The 15,666-nt window shown below is 64.6% G+C and carries 15 protein-coding genes; 5 read left to right on the top strand and 10 right to left on the bottom strand.

Annotated features, from left to right (window positions below):
* Positions 1-25: 25 nt before the first annotated feature.
* The 3 genes from RX330_RS21930 to lptF are packed head-to-tail and all read right to left on the bottom strand — an operon-like array spanning position 26 to position 4,775.
* Positions 26-2,515, bottom strand: coding sequence for an LPS-assembly protein LptD (locus tag RX330_RS21930; protein WP_317239773.1), 2,490 nt, complete (start codon positions 2,513-2,515; stop codon positions 26-28).
* Positions 2,515-3,612 (bottom strand): LPS export ABC transporter permease LptG, encoded by a 1,098-nt coding sequence (gene lptG, locus RX330_RS21925; protein WP_212087315.1) that lies wholly within the window; start codon positions 3,610-3,612, stop codon positions 2,515-2,517. Before lptG ends, RX330_RS21930 begins: the two co-directional genes overlap by 1 nt.
* On the bottom strand, positions 3,609-4,775 hold the full coding sequence (gene lptF, locus RX330_RS21920) for an LPS export ABC transporter permease LptF (RefSeq protein ID WP_317239772.1): 1,167 nt from the start codon (positions 4,773-4,775) through the stop codon (positions 3,609-3,611). The genes lptG and lptF overlap by 4 nt, the downstream gene beginning before the upstream one ends.
* A 338-nt stretch (positions 4,776-5,113) precedes the next feature.
* Here lptF and RX330_RS21915 point away from each other — a divergent pair, with 338 nt between their 5' ends.
* The 3 genes from RX330_RS21915 (at position 5,114) to RX330_RS21905 (ending at position 7,723) form a co-directional block, all read left to right on the top strand.
* On the top strand, positions 5,114-6,613 hold the full coding sequence (locus RX330_RS21915; RefSeq protein ID WP_212086218.1) for a leucyl aminopeptidase: 1,500 nt from the start codon (positions 5,114-5,116) through the stop codon (positions 6,611-6,613).
* 6 nt (positions 6,614-6,619) lie between these two features.
* The gene (locus RX330_RS21910) at positions 6,620-7,072 is read left to right on the top strand and encodes a DNA polymerase III subunit chi (protein WP_317239771.1); all 453 of its coding nucleotides are present in this window, start codon (positions 6,620-6,622) and stop codon (positions 7,070-7,072) included.
* Between the two features lie 165 nt (positions 7,073-7,237).
* Positions 7,238-7,723: a hypothetical protein gene (locus RX330_RS21905; RefSeq protein WP_317243947.1), complete on the top strand. Its 486-nt coding sequence runs from the start codon at positions 7,238-7,240 to the stop codon at positions 7,721-7,723.
* Between the two features lie 101 nt (positions 7,724-7,824).
* On the opposite strand, the gene RX330_RS21900 is transcribed toward RX330_RS21905, so the two are convergent.
* Both RX330_RS21900 and RX330_RS21895 read right to left on the bottom strand, forming a co-directional pair.
* Positions 7,825-8,298: a hypothetical protein gene (locus RX330_RS21900; RefSeq protein WP_212086212.1), complete on the bottom strand. Its 474-nt coding sequence runs from the start codon at positions 8,296-8,298 to the stop codon at positions 7,825-7,827.
* A 25-nt stretch (positions 8,299-8,323) separates the two neighbouring features.
* Entirely contained in the window at positions 8,324-8,692 is a 369-nt protein-coding gene (locus tag RX330_RS21895) for an antibiotic biosynthesis monooxygenase family protein (protein WP_317239770.1), read from the bottom strand.
* 97 nt (positions 8,693-8,789) lie between these two features.
* Between RX330_RS21895 and RX330_RS21890 the strand changes: the two genes are divergently transcribed.
* The gene (locus tag RX330_RS21890; protein ID WP_317239769.1) at positions 8,790-9,254 is read left to right on the top strand and encodes a MarR family winged helix-turn-helix transcriptional regulator; all 465 of its coding nucleotides are present in this window, start codon (positions 8,790-8,792) and stop codon (positions 9,252-9,254) included.
* Between the two features lie 122 nt (positions 9,255-9,376).
* Here the strand turns inward: RX330_RS21890 and RX330_RS21885 are convergent, their stop codons facing one another.
* Both RX330_RS21885 and RX330_RS21880 read right to left on the bottom strand, forming a co-directional pair.
* Positions 9,377-10,348, bottom strand: coding sequence for a Bug family tripartite tricarboxylate transporter substrate binding protein (locus tag RX330_RS21885; protein ID WP_212086203.1), 972 nt, complete (start codon positions 10,346-10,348; stop codon positions 9,377-9,379).
* 100 nt (positions 10,349-10,448) lie between these two features.
* Positions 10,449-11,576, bottom strand: coding sequence for a helix-turn-helix transcriptional regulator (locus RX330_RS21880; protein WP_317239768.1), 1,128 nt, complete (start codon positions 11,574-11,576; stop codon positions 10,449-10,451).
* 175 nt (positions 11,577-11,751) lie between these two features.
* On the opposite strand from RX330_RS21880, the gene RX330_RS21875 reads away from it, so the two are divergent.
* Positions 11,752-12,717 carry a tripartite tricarboxylate transporter substrate-binding protein gene (locus RX330_RS21875; RefSeq protein ID WP_317239767.1) on the top strand — a complete coding sequence of 322 codons (966 nt, stop codon included), beginning with the start codon at positions 11,752-11,754 and terminating at the stop codon, positions 12,715-12,717.
* 136 nt (positions 12,718-12,853) lie between these two features.
* Here the strand turns inward: RX330_RS21875 and RX330_RS21870 are convergent, their stop codons facing one another.
* The 3 genes from RX330_RS21870 to RX330_RS21860 form a co-directional block, all read right to left on the bottom strand.
* Entirely contained in the window at positions 12,854-14,716 is a 1,863-nt protein-coding gene (locus RX330_RS21870) for an ABC-F family ATP-binding cassette domain-containing protein (RefSeq protein ID WP_317239766.1), read from the bottom strand.
* A gap of 56 nt (positions 14,717-14,772) precedes the next feature.
* Positions 14,773-14,946 carry a hypothetical protein gene (locus RX330_RS21865; protein WP_317239765.1) on the bottom strand — a complete coding sequence of 58 codons (174 nt, stop codon included), beginning with the start codon at positions 14,944-14,946 and terminating at the stop codon, positions 14,773-14,775.
* Between the two features lie 222 nt (positions 14,947-15,168).
* Positions 15,169-15,432, bottom strand: coding sequence for a sulfur globule protein precursor (locus RX330_RS21860; RefSeq protein ID WP_317239764.1), 264 nt, complete (start codon positions 15,430-15,432; stop codon positions 15,169-15,171).
* Positions 15,433-15,666 lie beyond the last annotated feature (234 nt).

The following is a 15,666-nucleotide window of genomic DNA, read 5'->3' as shown; positions in this document are numbered from 1 at the left end:
AAGCGCGGCCGGCACTTCAAACCGTTCACTGGAGGCCGGCGGAACTGCTGGACGTCGACGAGGTCGCCAGCGTGCGCAGGCCGATCTGGAACATGAACGCATGGCTCAGCACGGGCGGCGCGGTGCCCGCGGAATAGCTATACGAAGTTACGTAGTTCGCCGCCAGCACGAAGCAATCGTCGACGTAGCCGGCGCCGAGCACATACTGGTTGATCTTGTTGGCCTCGAGGTCCCACCGCGCCGAACCCGATACCACCCAGTTGGTGGCGAGCTTGATCGAGCCCGAGGTCAAGATGCCCTCGCGGCGGGTCAGATAACCGAGTTCCGGCTGCTGCGCGTAATTGCCGTACAGCACGGAGACGGACCAGCGATTGAAATTGGCGCGGCCTTCCGCCTCGAAGCGCTGGACGTTCCAGGTCTGCTCGTCCATGCGGGAGCGGACGCTGAACGTATAGGTGCTGTTGGGTGAGTAGCTCGCACTCGCGACGTAATCGGAACGCGGCTTGTCCAGGCCGGAATCCAGACCGGTATTGATGGAGTCATTGACCGCGAAGGAGTTCATGCCGAACAGCTGGTAGGACTGGCCGAACAGCGCCTTGACGGCGCCGCCCCTGTCGAACTGCGTGGTGGACTGCACGCCGACATTGGCGCGGCCGCCGCCCTCGACGCGGTCGTAGCCGGAAAACTTGTCGACGCTGAACAGGTTCGAGGCGTCGAACACCATGCTCTGGGCATCCTCGTTCGGGAGCCTGCCGGCATAGGTCTCGTTCGGGCGAATGATGATCTGCGCGATCGGCTCGACGGTGGTCGAGCCCCAGGGCTGAACGTTGATGAAGGGATAGCGGTATTCCAGGCCCACGGTCGGCATCAGGCGGAACGCCTGGGTGTCGCCGACGGGAAGATAGTTCGACACGCCCGGCTGGTTGGAGACCGATGAGTTGATCGCGTCGGCGCGCAGGCTGGCGAACGGCGTCCAAATCTGGCCGAGCGGGTCGGTGAACGATTTGCGCCACTGCGCTTCAGCGGTGAGACGGGTATAGCTGCCGGGGAAGCCGCGCAGCAGGCACTGCGACGGCGTGCGGGCCAGCGGATCGGCCGACGCCGTGGTGCAAAGACTGTTGGTGTTGGCGATCGTCGTGATCGGGTCGAACACCGCCTCGTCACGCGACAGGTTCACGAAATTGGTCTTGTAGCTGAACTCGCCGCCGAACACCGGATAGTTGAGTACGTTGGAATAGTCGATCACCGGATAGACGATCGGCACCTGGCTCTGGTTGCCCGAATAGCTCAGCCAGTACATCGTGCGCGCATCGAAGTAGCTGCGGTTGCCGACGCCGGTCAGATAGAGCTGCGACAGCGCTTCCGTCGGCAGCAGCAGGAACGAGCCGAGCGGATCGCGGTACTGGTAGAGCCGGTAGTCCGAGAAGAAATAGTAGTCGGACATCAGGACGCCGTCCCAGCCCCAGACCCATTTGTCGTTCAGCGCGAACTGACCCTTGGTGTCGACGGCGCCGCGGAAGTCGCGGTCGCCGGGCTGTCCGGCGAACGCTCCGGGATCGAGCTGGTTGATGCCGTAAGCGCGGATCTGGTAGGCGCCGTCGATCAGGCGCTGGCGGAATTCGCCCTGCAGCATCACGCCCTGCCGCGACATGAAGCGGGGGGTGAAGGTGGCGTCCATGTCGGGCGCGATCGCCCAATAATAGGGAACCTCGGCACCGAAGCCGGTGTTCGTCGTGCCCGGGAAGTAACCCGGCATCAGGAAGCCGCTCTTGCGCTTCACGGTCGGGTCGGGCGTCGAGAAATAGGGCATGTAGGCGAGCGGCACGCCGAAGAACTCGATCTGCGCCGTCTCGAAATACAGCATCTTCTCCTGCTGGTCGTGGATGATGCGCGCACCCTTGACCTGCCACAGCGGCGGCTTCTTCGGATCGTCCTTGCACGGCGCGCAGGCGGTGTAGACGCCGTTCTCGAACACCGTGTAGTTGCCGCTGGAGCGGTCGGCGCGGCTCGCGGCCATGCGTGTCTGGTCGGCGGTGTCCACGCGCAGCGAATCGACGAAGCCGTCGCGGTAATCGTCGGAGAGATCCATGATCTCGGCATAGGTGATCTTGCCGTCGGCATCCGTCATGCGGATGTTGCCTTCGGCATGCAGCCGCTTGGTCTTCTGGTCGTAGACGACCCTGTCGGCTTCGACGCTGGTGCCGTTGTAGAACAGCTGGACGTTACCGACCGCCGAGACGCGCGAATTGTTGTAGTCGTAATCGACCTCGGTCGCCTGCACCAGCATCTGGTTGTCGTTGGGAGCCTTGGGCGGCTTCGGACGCGGCGGCAGCGGATTGTAGGTGAAGCTCTGGGCGGACGCCGGCGCAATGGCGGCGACATCGATCAGCCCGCCGAGCGAGGCCGCGGTGACGCCGGCGAGCAACAGCCTGCGGATGGACAAGCCGCTCCCGTTCGCGCGCACTACGGTGCGCCGCGTCAAACGAGACACGAGTCCTCGACGGACGGCAGTCACTAACCGTCCTCCTGGTACAACAAGGCCAAAAAGCCGGTGAGGCCGCCCACCACTGCAGGCAACCACGCCGCAGCGATCGGATGCATCAACTCAGCCTTGCTCAAGTCTTCAGTCACTTTCGACAGAACGTAGAGCAGAAAGCCTGCGCCCACGCCACTCAAAACCATCTTTTGCACGCCGCCCATCCGGAAGAAGCGCAACGACACGGAGGCCGCGAGCATCACCATTGCAGCCAGCAAAAACGGCTGCGCCAGAAGCTTTTGATACTGGAGTCGGTATCCGGCTGTCGCGAAGCCTGAGCTCTCGGAAGAGCGGATGTAGCTCGGTAGTTGCCAAAAGGACACAGTCTCGGGGGTGGAAAAGCTGTTGCGGACCTGCGCCTCGGTCAGGGTCGTTGGAATCTCCAGGGTGGCCTGATCGACCGGCGGGGAGTCCAGCGAGAAGCGGCGCACGCCCTTGAACAGCCAGCGGCCGCTCTCGAGTGTCGCCTCGCGCGCCTCGACCCGTTCCTTGAAGTGCTGCTCCGGGTCGAACCGGAACAGCGTGAGCCCCGTGAGCCGGACGCCCTGCTGCTCGCTGCGCGCCGCATTGATGATGGTCTGGCCGTCGCTGGTCACCTGGTTGAGCCAGAAGCCGGAGGCGTCCTGGATGCCGCCGCCGGGCGCCGAGCCGAACAGCTCGGCCTCCATGCGCTTGGAGGCTTCGCGCAAGTTTGCCGACATCGGATTGTAGGCAACGGTAGCGATCACTCCGATCAGGAGCGCACTGCCGAGCGCCGGCGAGATGAACTGCCATGCGGAAATGCCGGCGGCGCGCGCCACCACGAGCTCGAGCCGGCGGGAGAGGGCGAGGTAGCAGGTCATGGCGCCGACCAGCATGCAGAACGGCGTCAGCTTCTCCAGCAGCTGCGGCACCCGGAACAGCGAGGTCTCGGCCACCATGAGCGCCGAGGCGGATGCCAGGCCAGAGGTCTTGCGCACCATCTCGATGTAGTCGACCAGCACCAGCAGCAGGAAAATGCTCGCGAACACGCCGAGCGCGGCGACCACGAAGCGGCCGGCGAAATAGCGCCCGAGTGTGTTGGTGAGCATGCTCATGCGGTGGCCGGACGTCCGAACAGCCGCGCGATGCGCGCGTTCGACCTGTTGATGGCGTCCATCAGGCCGGGGGGCGGCTCGACGACGACGCCGCCGATGATCATCCACAGCCCGGCGCCCATGGCGCCGAAAACCATCGCGTATTGCAGCAGCACCGCGCTCGGCGACTTCACCGCCATCACCGAACAGGCAAAGCCCGCCATGCGCAGGCCGAACACCGCGATGATCGATGAGCCGATCGAGAAGTTACGGCTCTGGCGGGTGGTGCGCGGTGCCCCGAGGAACGCAAAGGTCAGCACCGCAAAGGCGAAGGGATAGACCGGCGCGAGCAGGCTGTCATGCAGGGCCGAGCGGAACTGCCCGGGAATCTGCTTGTAGACGGGATCGTTCTCTGACGGCGAGAACAACTCCCAGAGATAGCGCTCGCGGATGCCGAGGGTGACGTCGCGGCCCTTGGAGAATTTCGACATGTCGAAGCCGTAGCGGCCGAAAGCCACCAGCGCCGGATCGCGCTTGCCTGCCTCGAAGCGCTGGAGATTGCCGGTCTCCAGCACCAGGAACGAGCCGGTGTCGTTCTTCACGACCTCGCCGCGTTCGGCGACGATCGAGACGCGCTCGTTCGGGTCGCGGCGGTCGTCGATGAAGATGCCGGACAGGATGCCGCCGGGCTGGCGTTCGCGAATCCGGATCGTGAGGTTCTCGTCGAGCCGGGCGAAGCGGCCGGGCTGCAGGATGTTGGTGAGAACGTCCGCGGTGATCTCGGCATCCCACTGCTTGATCCGCCGCATGCCGTCGGGGGCGAGATAGGCCGCGATGAAGGCGACCAGCAGTGACACCACGCAGGTGGCGTAGAAGAACGGAAGGAACAGCCGGATCGGCGAGAAGCCGGCGGCATTCATCACGATGATCTCGGAATCGGTCGCGAGCTTGTTGAGCGTGTGCGAGATCGCGATCATCAGCGCGATCGGCGAGATGATCAGGACCAGGGCCGGCACGACGAGGCTGGTGATGCCGAGGAAGGTGAGGATGGTCTGACCCTGGCTCGTCATCAGATCGATGCCGCGCAACGCCTGCGTAATCCAGATCACGCCGGTGAGGCTGACCAGGATCAGCGCAAACGACGCCAGCGTCGTGCGGAAGATGTACTTATCGATCGACCCCATGCGCTACCGCACGAATCCCACCAAGGCCCCAATGTCGGCCGAAACTCCGCTGTCCAACCCATCCCCGATCAGGGGATCCCCAAGGTCGGCCAGCGCCTCTTCCGCCTGCTTACTCTCTCACTACCATCCCTTTGATCCGTCAACAAAATGGCTGGCCCGTGGCACCCTCAATATATGGTTAATATTTCGCTGGTTGTGGCCTTGAGGTCACGGGGGGTGCTTGGCATCTGCCGGGCCGCTGGCCCATAGTGCGAAAGGCTCAGTGAATCGTCGTTCAGGTCCGGCCGCGGCCGGAGCCGATAACGGCAAGAAGACCCAGTTTTATGAAGGAGTTACCCATGTCCGATGCCATCAAGGTCGGCTTCGTCCCATTGTCATCAGCCGCCCGTGGCATCCTGGTCGTGTTCTGCGACGACGGCTTGAAGGTCGGTCCGGCGACGGCCAAGGCGCTGGGCGGCGCTGTCGAACTCGTGAAGCGCGCGGCCACCGCCGCTGCCTTCAAAGGCAAAAGCGGGACCGCGCTGGACATCCTGGCCCCGGAAGGGGTGAAAGCCACCCGTTTGCTCGTGATCGGCGCCGGCAAGGCAGCCGGCCTGAAGGCGAACGATTTCCTCAAATTCGGCGGTGTGGCGGCGAGCAAGATTCCCACCGGGACGACCACCATGACCATTATGGCGGAGCTGCCCGATGGCGCCATGACGAGCGAGCAGGCGGTTGCGATTGCCTCGGGCCTTCGCTTACGCGCCTACAAGTTCGACCGTTACAAGACCAGGAAGAAGGACGGCGAAGAGGGCGGCTCGCGCGCCGACATCTCGCTTGCGGTCGGCGATGCCGCCGCTGCGAAGAAGGCGTTTGCCGCGGCCGGCCACGTCGTCGACGGCGTGATCATCGCGCGCGACCTCGTCAACGAGCCGCCGAACGTGCTCTTTCCGGAAGAATTCGCACGCCGCGCCGGTCAGCTTCGCAGGCTCGGCGTCAAGGTCGAGGTGCTCGACGTCAAGGCGATGCAGAAGCTCGGCATGGGCGCGCTGCTCGGCGTCGGCCAGGGCTCGGCGCGGCCGAGCCGCACCGTGATCATGCGCTGGGACGGGGGCAAGAAAGGCGAGGCCCCGGTCGCCTTCGTTGGCAAGGGCGTCTGCTTCGACACCGGCGGCATCTCGATCAAGCCGGCCGGCAGCATGGAGGACATGAAGGGCGACATGGGCGGAGCGGCCTGCGTCGTCGGCCTGATGCACGCGCTGGCGGCGCGCAAGGCCAAGGCCAACGTGGTCGGCGCCATTGGCCTCGTCGAGAACATGCCGGACGGCAACGCGCAGCGGCCGGGCGATATCGTCACCTCGATGTCGGGCCAGACCATCGAGATCATCAACACCGACGCGGAAGGCCGCCTCGTGCTGGCCGACGTGCTCTGGTACGTCGCCAAGAAGGTGAAGCCGAAATTCATGGTGGATCTGGCGACGCTGACCGGCGCGATCGTGGTCGCGCTCGGCACCGATCATGCCGGCATGTTCTCCAACAATGACGAGCTTGCCGAACGCCTGCTGACGGCCGGCGTCGAGACCGGGGACAAGGTCTGGCGCATGCCGCTCGGTCCCGAATACGACAAGCTGATCGATTCCCAGTTCGCCGACATGAAGAACACCGGCGGCCGTCACGGCGGCTCGATCACCGCGGCGCAGTTCCTGCAGCGTTTCGTCGACGGCACGCCCTGGGCCCATCTCGATATCGCCGGCACCGCCATGGGCGCGCCGAAGACCGACATCAACCAGAGCTGGGGCAGCGGCTACGGTGTCCGTCTGCTCGACCGTCTGGTCGCCGACCATTACGAGCGCAAATGACCCGTGATGACTGAAGTCCTGTTCTATCATCTGCAAAACATGACGGTAGAGAACGTGTTGCCGCCGCTTCTCGAGAAATCGCTCGAGCGCGGCTGGCGCGTCGTGGTGCAGTCGACCTCGGAAGAACGGGCCGACGCGCTCGACGCGTATTTGTGGACCTATCGCGACGATTCCTTCCTGCCGCACGCGACATGGCGCGTGAGCGATGCCGCCGATCAGCCGATCGTGCTGGCGATCGAGGAGGGCAATCCCAACGGCGCCCATGTCCGCTTCCTGGTCGACAATGCCGCGTTGCCGGAGGACGCGCAGGGCTATGCGCGCATGGTGCTGCTGTTCAACGGCGACGATCCGGATGCGCTCGCGCTCGCCCGCAGCACCTGGACGGATTGCAAGGCGCGGGGATTTGATGTCACCTATTGGCAGGCCGACGAGCGGGGCCGGTGGCAGCGTCGGAATTAGCGTCGATCGCAATTAATGATAATTTGCACTTTTGGTGCGATGCTGGCTTTTGTCACCTTCGTGCCGCAAAGTGATGTTGGGACAATTGCTTAGGGCTGGTCCTTCACGCGGGGAATTTGGTTTATCGTGCGACATCAAAAGCTTCCCAAGTCGCTCATCATTGCGTTGGCTGCCGTAGCACCGCTGGTCGCGGGCTGTTCGGGCGGGACCGACCTGCTGTCGAAGGACGCCGAGTGGTTCCAGAAACCCGGCCGCCTCTTCATCAAGAACATCTCGATCGAGTCGCCGCCGCTGTCCCCCGACAAGCCGGTGGGAGCTGAGGATCTCGTCACCGCCGACGGCGCCTGTCCCGGCATGGCGCCGCCTCCCGGGCCAGCCGATGCCAACGCATCGTCGACGGCACCGGCGCCCATGGGCGGCACGGTCGCACTCGGCCACACCGAATGCGACGTGGTGCGCGGCGTCGGCACGCCGTCGACTGTCAATCTCTCCAGCGATGCTGCCGGCCGGCGGGTCGCCGTGGTGACCTGGACCACCGGCCCGCGTGCGGGCATCTATACATTCACCTCCGGCCGCCTGTCCTCGATCGAGGGCAATCCCGATCCGCAGCCGGTGCCGAGGGCAGGGAAGCCGAAGAAGAAGCAGGCGTAAGCGGCAATTGCCTGCGTCAGTGGATCAGCTTTTCGTGCATCGTAGAAGCTGTTGCGCTGCTCCGCAGATCCGCCAGCCCTGACCCTCCCGCGGGCGCCCCGTTAGAGCAACGGTTTGGTGCTGAGGCGATCGGGTTGTCGAATGCGGAAACGGCCCTTCATCTTGAAGCCGTCACGCATATTGAGGCCGAGGAGAACGATGTTCATCGCGCCGGCAAACAATTCCAGAGTCTGTACGACGTAGAATGTGGTGTCGAACTCCGCGGCCTTTGCCTTGGAGGCAAGAAACAACGCGGCGGGGATGAGAACCAGGATGCCGTTGCCGGCGATGACCGGCATACGCTTGATCTTTGCGCCGATCAGGCCAGCGCGTCGCCCCTTTGCCAGGAAGAACCCTGAACCTCCCGTCACCGCGAGCGCTGGAACCAGCAACAGGAAGCCCCAGGGTATGGCCGTCTTGACCATGGCCACGCTCGCTTGTGTCGCAAATAGCTCGGTCAGAGCAGTGGAAAGCCAGAAGGTCGCAATCATCGTCAACGCGACCGTGCCCGCCAATGGGTGGATGATTCTGGTCATCGAGTCCTGCCGTTTTCGAATCCAACTACGCGACGCAGATGCCGGGCACCGCGACCTTTCGGAAGAGATGCGGAGAGGCGACGGCGGACGCGGGATAGGCTGAGATCTTCGATCTGAACTCAGGGTGCGTGAACGCAGCCCGGAAGTGGGCAGTCGATTCCCAGACGGCGTAGTTCAGATAGGTCGGGCTATCGCCGATCGCGCGGTGAAGCTGGGTGGCAATAAAGCCCGGCTGCCGTTTCATGAAGGCGGCATCGTCCTGCCAGATCTGGAGGAAGCTCTGTTCGTCGGCCTTGTTGAGCGCGAACACGTTCACCAGAACGGCAGGTCTGCTTTCGATGCCAAGCTGACATTCGATCGGAAAATTGGGGTCCAGTGGGCGTAGTTGCACCATGGCCGGCTCCGTTCAGAGTGGTTTTATGTTGTCAATGTGGTACCATGTGAACGTAGCAATTTGACATCATGATGTCAATAAGAGTTTATGGTGACGGATGCCGAAATCCCTGCGAACGCCGGCCGGTGATGCCCTGACGAACCTCATGCTCGACTTGTTCCGGCTGAATAGCCTGCTCTTGACCGCAGGGGACCGCCTGGTGACCCGGCTCGGCCTCACGAGCGCCCGCTGGCAGATTCTTGGCGCCATCGTGGCCGCGGAGCGCCCCCAGCCGGTGGCCTGGCTGGCGCGCGATCTCGGTGCCAATCGCCAAAACGTGCAGCGGATCGTCAACGATCTGCACGCGGAAGGTCTCGTTGCTTTCGAGGCCAACCCGCATCACCGCCGGGCGCAGCTTGTCGTCCTGACTGACAAGGGGCGGCGCGCTTTCGATGCCGCGATGGTTTTGCAGGCGCCGTGGGTCAACGGCCTTGCGGAGGGGCTTCCGGTCAAGGACCTGCAAACCGTTCACCGCATCGTCACGGACCTACGAACGAAGCTCGAGAGCGAGGCAGAGGGGTAGACGTAGCGCCGGCTTGTGGCACGGTCGCGCAGCGACACCGCATGCGATGTGGTCGCGGCATCGGTGTGCCCTCGATCGTCAATCTTTCCAGCGATGCCGCCGGCCAACGCGTTGGGCGCCCGTCACTGAATCGGCGCGATGCCCACCCGCCTGATCAGTTCCGCCCATTTCGGCGTTTCGGCCCGAATCTGGCTGGCGAATTCGTCCGACGTGCGCGTCACCGATTCCATGCCGAGCGATGCGAACTTCTCTCGCGCGGCCGGTGCGGCCGCCGCCTGCTGCGCCTCATCGTGCAGAAGCGCGATCACCGAGGCCGGCGTTCCCGCAGGTGCCATCAGGCCGAACCAGGCGATCGCATCGAAACCACGAAAGCCGAGCTCGTCCAGCGTCGGCAGCTCGGGCGTGGCCGGCGAGCGTTGCAGCGATGTGACCGCCAGAGCGCGCAGGCCACCGTCGCGGACGTGCGGCAGCACCGAGGCGATGCTGCCGAAGAACATCGTGACGCGGCCGGCCATGAGATCGCTCAACAGCGCGGCGCTGTCGCGATATGGCACGTGCTGCAGCTTGATTCCGGCCATGGTCTGGAACAGCTCGCCGGCCAGATGGGTCGAGGTGCCCAGTCCGGCCGAGGCGAAGGTGAGGGTGCCCGGGCTGCGCCTCGCCAAATCGACCAGATCCTGAACGCTCGTCGCCGGCACGTCCTTGTTCAGGACCAGGATGTTCGGGGCAACCGTGACCTGCGCGACGGGGACCAGATCCTTTGCGGGGTCATAGGACAGTTTTGCGTAAAGAGACGGGTTGATGACGATCGCGGCATTGCCTGCCATCAGCAGCGTGGTGCCATCGGGCTCCGATTTGGCGACATGGTCCGCAGCGATGTTGCCGCCCGCGCCCAGCATGTTCTCGACCACGACGGGCTTGTCCCATTTGGCCCTGAAGCGTTCGGCCAGGATTCGAGCGGCCACGTCGGGGGCACTTCCGGCATTGAAGCCCAGCACGATGCGAATGTTCGATCGCGGGTATATTGGCTCCGCCTGCAGCGGCTGCGCCAGCCACAGAAGCGAGATCAGAACGAGCGCTGGCCGTCGTAACATGATGGGTCTCCAGGTGTGGGCGGCCGATTGTCTGCGCGGCTCGATCGTTCGTCGTCACCCCATCGGGTGGTGGCGCAGCCTGGGTATTCGGGTGCGAGCGTCAACCGGGCGGATCGAGCGTCCGGGTGATCTGGGCGATCGACTGCACCAGCCCGGCGTGTCCCCGAACGCCGACCTTGGCGTATATCCGCTTGGTATGGGATTTGAGCGTGTTGAGGCTGATGCCGAGCATGGCCGCAGCCGTCTTCATGCCGCTGCTCTGCGCGAGCGCGGTTACGACCCGCAATTCGGCCGCCGTCAGGCCATGGCGGGTGGCCAACAACGCGCTTGCGGCGTCGCCGGTACGCGAGATATCGACCAGGAGCGCCACTGCCGCAGGACTCCCCGTCTTGTGGTGTGACGCGTGACCGAACGCGCGTCCTCGCACCGGCGTCATGGTGATTCCGATTTCTCTGCCGTCTGGCCGCGGCAGTCGACATGTTCCTGCGGCGCCGCTGCGGAGCGCGTCGGCGAACAGCGCGCGGATGACGTTCACGGCGCTTGAGGGGCCTGACAGGTCGCGGCCGGCGAGGACTCGAAGCGACAGCTCTTCGCCCTGTGCCCGGGCAGCAGAATTGGCGAACAGCACCCGCTGGCTGGCATCGAAAGTGATGATTCCTGTCGTCAACGCGTCGAGCGCGTCGCGTTCGGCCCGTGCCGCCGCCTGATAGTCGAGCATGCGCAAGCGCAGCTCGCTGGCACGCCGCAAATGCGGCAGCAGCGAGCTCAAGATCGCGGTGTCTCGCTCGCTGAACGGTCCGCTCGCTTCGCTGCGTTCGACATTGAGCGAGACACGGAATTCCGGACGGCTGACCACGTTGACGATCAGGCCGTGCGCCAGGTTCTGCGGCCGGAGCACGTCGTCATAGAAGGCGGTGCGCTTGAGCTGGGACAGCTCGATCAGATCATCCGTGTGCACTATCTGGCCCGCCGGAAACCGGTTCGACCGCATCCACGGATTGGTGACGTGATAGAGTTCGTGGCGGCGTTTGCACTCGGGATCGATCCGCCCGAGCTCGTGGAACGTGTAAACGCTGCGATCGACGCTGTAGCCGTGGATAAGCGCGGCCGCGCTGTGAGTGATGTCTGCGATGCCTTCCAGAGCGGTGCTCCAGAGCGAAGCGTCGAGCACCGCATCGTAGATCAGGCCGACAAGTTGATCTCGCCTTGGCTCAAGCTCGGTCGGCATCCATATTCCCTCCGCGAGGTCGAAACTCGCCGATACCGTATCGATCCGCAAGCCAATTGGTCTCGAGGGAACCGTAGGCCGCGACGCCGCCACACTCCTGATCGAGTCGCTTTCGTGGTGGCTCCGCGGCCGAGAATACGCTCATATGGAGCTACAAAAAAACGTGGAGGAAACTATGCGGTTCATTGCCCTCGTATCGGCCCTGTTTCTGCCGTTCGGCGCGGCCTTTGCCCAGGACTACCCAACGAGACCCATCACCGTGCTGGTGCCGTTCGCCGCGGGCGGGCCGACCGATACCATCGCGCGCCTGACCGCGGCTGGCATGGGGAAGTCCCTCGGACAGCAGGTCATCGTCGAGAACGCGACCGGCGCCGGCGGCACGATTGGCACGACTCGCGCCGCGCGCGCCCAGCCGGACGGCTACACGCTGCTGGTCCATCACGTCGGCATCTCGACCGCGGCGACGCTCTACCGCAATCTCAGCTATGACACGAAGACGGCCTTTGCGCCGATCGGGCTCGTGACCAACGCACCGATGACCATCATCGCGCGTTCGGATTTTCCGGCCGACACGCTGAAGGACCTGGTCGCGTACGCCCAGCAGCAGGGCGACAAGCTGACCTACGCCAATGCCGGGTTAGGCGCGGCATCGCATCTGTGCGGCATGCTGTTCATGACGGCGATCCAGAAGCAGCTCACCACGGTGCCGTACAAGGGCAATGGTCCGATCATGAACGATCTGCTCGGCAAGCAGATCGATCTGACCTGCGACCAGGCGACGAACACCACCGGGCCGATCTCGGCCAAGCAGGTCAAAGCCTACGCGGTGACGACCAAGGAGCGGTTGAAGAGCTTGCCCGATCTGCCCACAGCGGACGAAGCAGGCCTCAAGGGCTTTGAACTCGGCGTCTGGCACGGCCTCTATGCGCCGAAGGGCACGCCGCCGGCGATCATTCAGAAGCTGACGGCGGCGCTCCAGGCCGCACTCCAGGATCCCACCATGATCGCCCGGCTCAACGACATCAACACCGAGCCTGCCCCGAAGGACAAGGCGACGCCGGAGGCGCTCGGCGCGATGCTGACGAGTGAGATCGACCGCTGGGCGCCGATCATCAAGGCGGCCGGGCAGTACGCGGATTGAGCCTTTCCGGCGCGCCAGTGCCGGGCCGGGCGATGTCGGCTGGAGGGTGATGGCCAGCTAATTCAAGTGCTTGGGTGCCGGTGTTGAAACACCGGTACTGTGCATGGGGTTGTTCTTCCGAATTTTGATCGGACCGCTACCCGGTGGCCTCATCGAACTGCGTGCTGGCCTCAAGCCACTGCTCCTCCGCGCGCGCCAACGCGTCAGCCGCATTCGCGCGGGCCTTCGACAGCTGTGCGGCCTGCTTGGGATCGCGGGTGAAGATGTCCGGCAGGGAGAGGGCGGTGTCGATCTTGGCGATGATCTCGCTGACGCGGGCGATCTCGGCTTCGGCTTCCGCAATGCGCTTCTTCAAGCCTCCGCGATTGTCCGACCTCGCGCGCTGCGGCTTTTCGGCTGGTGCGCTGCGCTCGCGCGGGGCGGGCTCGCCGTTGCGCGCGGACAGCACCAGGCGGCGGTACTCGTCGAGATCGCCGTCGTAATTGGTGACGGTGCGGTCGGCGACGATCCAGAGCCGGTCGGCGCAGGCCTCGATCAGATAGCGGTCGTGCGAGACCATGATGACGGCGCCGGGAAATTCATTGATGGCCTCCGCGAGTGCGGCGCGGCTGTCGATGTCGAGATGGTTGGTCGGCTCGTCCAGGATGATCATGTTGGGGCCGAAGAAGGTGGCGAGACCGAGCAGCAGCCGCGCCTTCTCGCCGCCTGACAATTTGCCGGCCTTGGTGTCGGCGGCCTTGCCGGAGAAGCCGATCGCGCCGGCGCGCGCCCGCACCTTGGCTTCGGGCGCATCGCCCATCAGCTTGCGGACGTGGTCGTAGGCGGAGGCGTCCTCGTTGAGCTCGTCGAGCTGGTGCTGGGCGAAATAGGCGATCGACAGCTTGTCCGCGCGGGTCACTCTTCCCGAGAACGGCGCCAGCCTTCCGGCGAGCAGTTTGACGAGGGTCGACTTGCCGTTGCCGTTGGCCCCTAACAGCGCAATGCGATCGTCATTGTCGATGCGCAGCGTGACGCGGCTCAGCACCGGGCTGGCCGGGTCGTAGCCGACGGCGGCGTCGTCGACCGCGATGATCGGCGGCGACAGGATCTTCTCCGGCGCCGGGAAGCTGATCTCGCGCACGTCCTCGGTGACCAGCGCCGTGATCGGCTTCAGCCGCTCCAGCATCTTGACGCGGGACTGTGCCTGCCGGGCTTTCGAGGCCTTGGCCTTGAAGCGATCGACGAAGGCCTGCAGGCGGGCGCGTTCGGCTTCCTGGCGCTTGACCTGCTTGGCGTCGAGCAGCTCACGGGCGGCGCGCTGCTCCTCGAAGGAGGAATAGGTGCCCTTGTAGAGCGTGAGCTTGCCGCGCTCCAGATGCAGGATCTGGTCGACCGAACTCTCCAAGAGGTCGCGGTCGTGGCTGATCACGATAACCGTGCGCGGATAATGGGCGAGGTGATCCTCCAGCCACAGCGTGCCCTCGAGATCGAGATAGTTGGTGGGCTCGTCGAGCAGCAGCAAATCGGGGGCCGCGAACAGCGTCGCGGCGAGCGCGACGCGCATGCGCCAGCCGCCGGAGAATTCGGCGCAGGAGCGGAGCTGGTCGGCGGCGGAGAAGCCGAGGCCGGAGAGGATCGCGGCGGCACGGCTCGGCGCCGAATGCGCATCGATGTCGACGAGGCGGGTCTGGATTTCGGCGATTCGGTGCGGGTCAGTCGCGCTCTCGGCTTCGGTGAGCAGCGCGTCGCGCTCGAGATCGGCCTTGAGCACGACGGAGATCAGGCTTTCGGGTCCGTTCGGGGCTTCCTGTGCGAGGCTGCCGACTCGCCAACGCGGCGGCAAGGTCACCGAGCCGTGCTCGGCCGCGAGCTCACCGCGGATCACCTTGAACAGCGTCGACTTGCCGGTGCCGTTGCGTCCGACCATGCCGACGCGCGATCCGGGCGTGATCTGCACGGAACTCTGGCCAATCAGAAGGCGTCCGGCGAGGCGGATGGAGAGGTCGGTAATGGACAGCATGCGGCCTTGTCACCGCAGGCGGGATCAAACGCAACCCGTTTTTCCGGGCCCGCTGCTCAGTGCGGGTCGCGGTCGCGCCGCTGCAGCTCGTTCAGGAGCTGCTCGAGATGTGTGGGAAGTCGGGGCTCGGGCCGCAGGCTCTGCTGGAGCCGTTCGCCCACGGCATCGCAAATCGAACGGCTGGTGCGCCGGTCAATCTGTTCGCTGTCATTGGCAAAAGGCCCAGCCATCGTGCGGTTCCGTGTGTTCAAAGCAATCACGGTACCAAGTCATTGACCCCCAAAATGGTTTCGCCATTCTTCGGGATCACCGGCATTCTCGTCAAAATTGTATGAATCCCGCCATGTCCGCCCAAAATGCGGAGCCCCGGCGGGGGGATCGCCGGGGCTCCTCTTGGAAGGTACCTGTGGGGGCGCAGATACCTGTCGGACTTTAGGAAGGTGCTGTCGGGCTCAGTAGCAGCGGTTGATCATCCGCCAGCGAGGTCCCCAGGGGGTCGGAACCAGCCGGCGCACGTAGCAGCCGCCATAACCGTGGGAGACGGGGCCGGCGGCATAGAAGCGCGGTCCGCCCCAGCGGTGTCCGTGGCCGTGGTGCCAGCCACCGCCGCCGCCGTGCCAGCCCCCACCGTGCCAATGGGCGGAAGCCGAGGTCGGTGCCAGCGCGGCGCCCAGCGCAACCGCGGCGACAGCGGCAAGCGAAAGTTTCCTCAACATCGTGATCTCCTCAAAACTGCCGGCGCGGGGGCTATCCGCGTCGATGGAAAGGCCGCCGAAACGGTCCGCCTGCAGGTCAGGCTTTGGTTTCGATGGAAGGAGCTTAAGCCGGCGGGCTGAACCAAAGCCTGAATGGGGGTGTCAGAATGGGTTCATCTGGGTGAAATTGTTGTAATCCATGCTGATATCGCCGGCCCTGTCCTGCGGCGAACGCCTGTGACGTCGTCCCGGCGG

The organism is Bradyrhizobium sp. NDS-1, from assembly GCF_032918005.1.
Lineage (GTDB): Bacteria > Pseudomonadota > Alphaproteobacteria > Rhizobiales > Xanthobacteraceae > Bradyrhizobium > Bradyrhizobium tunisiense.
This window is presented reverse-complemented; position numbering and strand designations above follow the sequence as displayed.